Annotated in this window: 5 protein-coding genes; 2 read left to right on the forward strand and 3 right to left on the reverse strand. The window is 63.5% G+C overall.

Translation table 11 applies throughout. The features are described from left to right. Positions 1 to 394 precede the first annotated feature (394 nt). The 3 genes from AC1D1W_RS19320 to AC1D1W_RS19330 all read right to left on the reverse strand — a co-directional run bounded on the left by AC1D1W_RS19320 (position 395) and on the right by AC1D1W_RS19330 (position 3,190). On the reverse strand, positions 395 to 1,864 hold the full coding sequence (locus AC1D1W_RS19320; RefSeq protein WP_476944542.1) for an HNH endonuclease signature motif containing protein: 1,470 nt from the start codon (positions 1,862 to 1,864) through the stop codon (positions 395 to 397). 41 nt (positions 1,865 to 1,905) lie between these two features. Further along, a complete protein-coding gene (locus AC1D1W_RS19325; RefSeq protein WP_476944543.1) occupies positions 1,906 to 2,823 on the reverse strand; it encodes an aminoglycoside phosphotransferase family protein in 918 nt (305 codons plus the stop codon). 199 nt (positions 2,824 to 3,022) lie between these two features. Continuing rightward, on the reverse strand, positions 3,023 to 3,190 hold the full coding sequence (locus tag AC1D1W_RS19330) for a hypothetical protein (RefSeq protein ID WP_476944544.1): 168 nt from the start codon (positions 3,188 to 3,190) through the stop codon (positions 3,023 to 3,025). A 623-nt stretch (positions 3,191 to 3,813) separates the two neighbouring features. Between AC1D1W_RS19330 and AC1D1W_RS19335 the strand changes: the two genes are divergently transcribed. Together AC1D1W_RS19335 and AC1D1W_RS19340 are read left to right on the forward strand one after the other, a co-directional pair. After that, a complete protein-coding gene (locus AC1D1W_RS19335; protein WP_243180757.1) occupies positions 3,814 to 4,854 on the forward strand; it encodes a LacI family DNA-binding transcriptional regulator in 1,041 nt (346 codons plus the stop codon). Between the two features lie 55 nt (positions 4,855 to 4,909). After that, a partial coding sequence (locus AC1D1W_RS19340; protein ID WP_476944545.1) for an ABC transporter substrate-binding protein occupies positions 4,910 to 6,286 on the forward strand: 1,377 nt, incomplete at its 3' end.

Here is a 6,286-nt window from a genome sequence, read left to right on the forward strand (position 1 = left end):
GTAGACAGCCATGCTCCGTCCACCATGCCCCCTCTTCCCCATACGCAGGCTCTTCCGGCGCAAGCCATTCGTGTGTCCAGCGTGAACGACAACAATGAGGCAGGGATGAAACGGTCATGAAGAAACTTTCATCAAGGCCTTCTTCCCCGTCCACTCGGCGTCATGCGTCGCATGATCGCCGCAGCAAGCAGACCCGACGAACCCGTCCGGTGAGTCGAGATTGACCCGGACCGTGATGGGCATGGGGACAGTGGCCTGAATCGCGCTGGTCCTGGCCGATCCGGCCCTTCAGGGTCACGGCTCAGGGTCGCGTCGGAGGCAGGGGTGCAGGCCAATAGCCGGCATATCCTTCGAACCTTTCATTGGACCGGGAGGGGAACATGGAGCGCCGATCCTACGCCGCGATGAACAGTGCCCAGTCAGGAAAGGGATCCACCGGTAATGGCGGCCCGGTCTCTCCGGGTCCGACGGTCTCTCCGGGTCCGACGCCGCCGGCAAATACGTCCGGCCAGCCGGGCGGTTCCAACTCCCGGCCTTCACCCGCGTGGCCGAGGTGCTGCGGCCAGTGTGGCGGTTCCCAGTCTTGTTGCTCGCTTGGGTAGGAGCGTCCCGCAGGTGAGATCCAGCCGGGTGGATGGTCCCGGGTCGCGTCAACCGGCCTCCACGCTGTGGTGTGTCTGAGTCGGTGGTGCCGCCGGCATGGCTGGCCAAGGTTGGTGATGTCGGTGCCGCCTCCCTCGGACCAAGCCAACAGATGATCCGCTTCGTTATCCAGGGAATGGTTACTGCAGCCGGGAAAAGGGCACCGGCCATCCCGAAGCCGCAACCATTGGCGCATCGCCTTCGGAACCCGGTAGCTGGTCCGTCCGATCTCCAGCGGCGCTCCATTGCGCGGATCGGTCAGCACACGCAGGAACGATCCGGCGCCATCCCCTACAAGCCGGCGGGCCATGCTCGGCGGAACGGGACCATACCCGTCCAGCGTGGCCGGTTCCGACTCGGCGCCCAAAAGAGACAGCACCGGCACGGTCACCAGGACCTGCGCCTTGGGTGACGGAGTTCCTTCCGCCACCCCCGCCAGCAGCCAGTCGGCGGCGACGTCCGCACGGAGCTGGGTCAGGGTTCGGGATTCATTCGGCTCCTGCAGGGCACGGGCCGCTTCCGTGGCACGGGACCATGCAGCCACCGCCACATCCGCAGTCAGATAGGCCGAGAGCCAGGCCATGCCGTCCCGGTCCGGCACATATTCCAGCCGACGGTCCTCCACACCCTTGCGGTGGCGGGCTTCGATGCTTACGGGATGGTGCAGCTCACGCCATCTGCGCGCCTTGGCCCGGAACCTGCCCGGCACCAGCTCCCCCGCGGGGCAGCCACGCGCGGCAAAGGGAGCTTCGGGGTCCAGGAAATGAGCCTCCAAAGCAGCCGCCGCGGCGAGGTCCAGACCGGACGTTTCATCACACATCACCCGCGCGTGTTGCCATGAAATGCTCCCTGCTTGCAGCGCAGACAGCGTCAGGGGCAACTTAGTGGTCAGGGTGGCCGACTCTGCCAGGAGCGCCGCCGCCGATCTTTCACTCACGGTCAGGACACAGGCCACCTCTGCTGTCACGGCCATTTCCTGGGCGGTGCGCTCCTGCGGGGAAACGGCTGGGCCCGCCATGGCGACGGCAGCGCGGGCATATCCGGCGGCGAAGTGCACTTTCAGAGCGGCCAGCCTGGCTTCCATGCTGGCGACCTCAGCCATACCGTCCAGGCACGCGTCCGCTTCGTCCCGAAGAGGGTCGGCGCCAGTCGAGGCCGCGTTCCCGGCTCCGCGACCGGCAAATGCAGACAACCTGGCAAGGGAGGCCTCTTTGCCTTCCACACTCCCAGCATATGAGGCGCCACTGACATTTAACGCTGGCGTCAGAGTTGCAGGCGAAGCCCGTCATCCAGGATCTGCCTGATCCCGAACTTTCCTACGCTGAACAGCCGAGGATTATCGTCGGAGTTGCTCAGCATGGCGGTGGACAGGATGAGGGCCCAACCGCGGGCCCTCATCCTGGTGTCTCCATCTACTGCGGAGCCGAAGGCGCCCATGAAGCGGTGGCGGGTGCCGGCGTCGAACATCAGCCACCCCACCGCAAGATCGACAGCCGGGTCCCCTGCCCCGACGTCGCCGAAATCGATGACGCCGGCCAGGGAGCCGTCGTCCGCCAGCAGGATGTTGCCAGGGTGGAGGTCCCCGTGGAGCATCATCGCCGGACCATCCCAGGCTTTGGCGGCACAGGCCTGCGCCCACACTGCTTTCAGCGCTGCCGCCTGCGGGTAGCGTTCGTGGTCCCCGAGCCGTTCCACCAGCACAGCGTCACGGTCCGTCAGCGGCACGCCTCGGAAAGGGTTGACCGGGACTCCCGTTTCGGCGGGCACGTGAAGGGACAGCAGGAAATCGGCCAGGCCCTTAGCCGCCGGCCCGCGGCCTGCCGGCCCGCGGCCTGCCGGCCCGACGTCGGCCGCAGCGGCTCCGGGGACCCACCGTACGATGCTCCACGGCCATGGAAAGTCCGACGTCGGCCTGCCGGCATGGACGGGGACAGGAACCGCAACCGGGGAGCGGCGAGCTATGTCGGGAAGGTAGCGCTGCTCATGCAGTATCAGCGGAACGGCCTCCGCCCTGCGCGGCAGCCGGACGGCCAGATCGTCACCGAGCCGGAAGGTCGCGTTGTCCCAGCCGTTCGCAACCCGCGCTAAAGGAAAATCGCCGAGGTCGGGCCGCTGGTCCCGGACGAGGCGCTGGACCACTGCGTCACTCACTTCCACCGTGGCTTGGGGCATTCGAGCCATTCAGAGATCCGCCTTCCTTGCGCCTGTTATGCAGCCCGGTCCTTTCCCTTGTCCGCATATAGTTCAAGACCCCCAAGAGCGGACGGGGCGCGGAATGAGGCCGTGGAATCGGACGACGGCGGGATGTCCCGCCGTCTTCCTGGGACGGCATGAAGCTGCGTCTAACTCATCCCAGCCTGGACCACCGGATTCTCAGCGGTCAGCCCGCGCCCTGTTCCTCGCGGGCCACCTCCTCCAGAATCCTGGCTGTCGGCGCTGCCATCATCAGCTGCCCGATCACCACGGGTTTGTTCCACACCTGGCTGCGCAGCTTTTCCATAAAGACCGTCGCGGCGTCCTTGGTGTCGAAGTCAAGGAGCACGGCCACGCTGTTCTGGTCCTCGGTACCCCGAACAAGCGAACAGACCGGGGGCCCGAGGCTGCGCGGGCTGCGGGTCGAAGATTTTCTTGAAAGCCTCGTTTTCCCGGACCAGATAGCTAATCTGCAGGGTGAACATCGTCGTCCCTTTCCCTCGGGCGGCGCCAAGCTAAACGTCGGACCGCTGAAACGGCGGCATTCGCACATACGATCAGAATGAGCGGACTGCTTGGGGCGATGACTGAGTCCCGCTAACCGCGGCGCTGGCTGCTTCGCCGTTCCTGCGCACGACGCCGCACGCCCGGCCAAATTCCCTTGCCAATCGTTACGATAATCGACGTTACCTCAAGCTGGCGCGTGGGATGAGCTGCAAAGACCTCCCTCCAGCCCCGTTCCAGAGCCAGGCGGCCGGATCGCCCCGCCGGCTCGCGGGCGCKATCACGGTGCGGTTATCTGCAGCCACTCCAGGCTGACGCGTTACAAGTCGGCCGTTCATACGCTCCTTGACACCCCAACCCAATGCGGGATATGTTCTATCTCACATCCACTAACGCGCGTTAGTAACGCGCATCAGTAGGTGCGGCTAGACTCTCATCCAATATTCACCCCTATTACTAGACATCGGACGGTCAATGGAGACGAACCCACGGCAGGCCAAAGTGACGATGCAGGATGTCGCGAACCATGTCGGAGTTTCCCGGACGACTGTTTCCTTTGTCCTTAATGGTGGAACGGGGAACGGAATTCCAGAAGAAACCCGTGACCGCGTCCACCAGGCTGTGAGCGAACTGGGCTACCGCCCGAATGCGGGAGCCCGCGCGTTGGCTTCCAAGCAGACCAAGCTCTACGGGCTGATCACGGAAATCGTGATCGCTCCTTATGCCGCCAACATTGTCCGCGGCGCCGAGGAACAGGCCGCGCGGGAGGGTAAGACGCTTCTTATAGCCAGCACCGACGGCAGCAGTGACGCCGACCGGCGGGCCATCGAGACGATGCTCGAGCACCGTGTCGAGGGTCTGATCTACGCCACAAGCTGGCATAGGGGTGTGCGGTTGCCTGCTGTTGCGGAGGAGGTGCCGACGGTCTTGGTTCACTGCTTTGACGAAGCAACAAAACTGCATTCCGTCATTCCGGATGAGGCTCAGGGTGGCTATGTTGCCACGATGAGGCTTATCGGGGCCGGACATGACCGGATAGGGCTCATCAACCTTGATCCCGTCATTCCGGCCGCCATCGGCCGCCGGGCTGGTTATGTCCGAGCACTTGAACAGGCAGGCATCGGCCTGGATGAGAGCTTGGTGATCAACGAAGACGGCGAGGCAGACCAGGGCTACCGCGCGGCAGTCGCCCTCCTGGATGGCAGCCGGCCACCTACCGCGATCTTTTGCGCCACTGACCGCATGGCCATGGGCGCTTACGACGCCATCAAAGAACGAGGGCTCCGTATTGGTGACGATATCTCCGTGGTTGGCTTCGACAACCAGGAAGTCATCGCCAACTATTTGCGGCCCAGCCTGACGACAGTTGCACTGCCGTTCCAGCAAATGGGGGCAACCGGCGTCGCGATGCTGGCCAAACTGGCAGCGAACCGTGATCTGGCCCCGCTCCAACGCATTGTCGAGTGCCCTCTGGTGGAGCGTACATCTGTGCGCCTGCCGGTCGCGGCGTCCTGACTTCCATTCCCCGCTAACCTCCCCACTCCATTTCACTGACGAAACGAGCTCCCTCATGCCCAAAATCCACCCCAAAAGGTCACTGACCGTTGTTGCGGCCACACTGGCGATCGGCGCCCTGGCCCTCACCGGCTGCGGCGCCGGAAACACATCTGGAAGCACAGCAAAGGGTGGGAGCGCCTCCAACGGGCTCCTGACAATCCCCCGGGAAGACACCGCAACGTTCACCAGCAACTTCAATCCGTTCTCCCCGAACGCACTGCCGATGACGCAGCAGTCGGTCTTCGAACCCCTGCTGATCGTCAACCCTGTCAAGGGGGAACCGGTCCCCTGGCTCGGGGCTYCGTGGAAAGCAGACGAAGACGGCAAGGGCGTGACCTTCACGCTCCGCGACGGCGTTAAGTGGTCAGACGGACAGCCACTGACCGCCGACGATGTCGTGTACACCTTTGACCTCCAGAAGAAGATCCAGGGAGGACTCGACTATCTGGCCAAAGTCTCGGCCGTAGATGCCCACACAGTGCGCTTCGATTTCAACAAGGCCTACTCCCCCGGACTTTACGAAGTCGGCCAGCAGGTCATCGCCCCTAAGCATGTCTGGTCCAAGATCGCGGACCCGGCAAAAGCCACCAACGACAACCCGGTGGGCACCGGCCCCTACACACAGGTCTCCCATTTCCAGACACAGTCATTTGAACTGGATAAGAACCCCAACTACTGGCAGCCGGAAAAGCAGCAGCTCACCGGCATCAGAATGCTGGCCTTCGCCGGCAACTCCGGGGCCAACCTCGCCCTGCAGAACGGCGACGTGGACTGGAGCGACCAGTTCATCCCCAACATCCAGAAAACCTATATCGACAAGGATCCGGCACACCGCCACTTCTGGTACCCCACCACCGGTGGCACGATCAACTGGCAGCTGAACACCACGAAGGCTCCCTTTAACGATCCGGTCGTCCGCAAAGCACTCAGCATGGCCGTGGACCGCGACCAGGTCGACAGCCTGGGCATGTCAGGCTACACGCATCCGGCCGACTGCACCGGCCTCAGCGACACCTACGCCAGCTGGCGCGACCAGGGCATCGTTGAGAATTGCGACTGGACCAAGCTGAATGTCGACAAAGCCAACCAGATGCTCGATGACGCCGGCTACAAGAAGGGAACTGACGGCATWCGCACCCTCAAGGACGGCAAACCGTTCCAGTTTAAGTTCTCTGTAGGATCGGCATCTTCGGACTGGCTTTCCGTCGGCCAGATCATCTCTAAAAACATGGAAAAACTTGGCGTGAAAGTCGAGGTCAACTCCCCGGACTGGTCCCAGGTCGTGTCCGGCTACACTGACGGATCCTTCGACAGCGGCATCGTCTGGAGCAACGCCGGCGCGACGCCGTACGAATTCTACCGCGGCGTAATGTCACAGAAGGTCGTTGTG

The sequence above is a fragment of the Arthrobacter sp. P1_B4 genome (genome assembly GCF_056406555.1).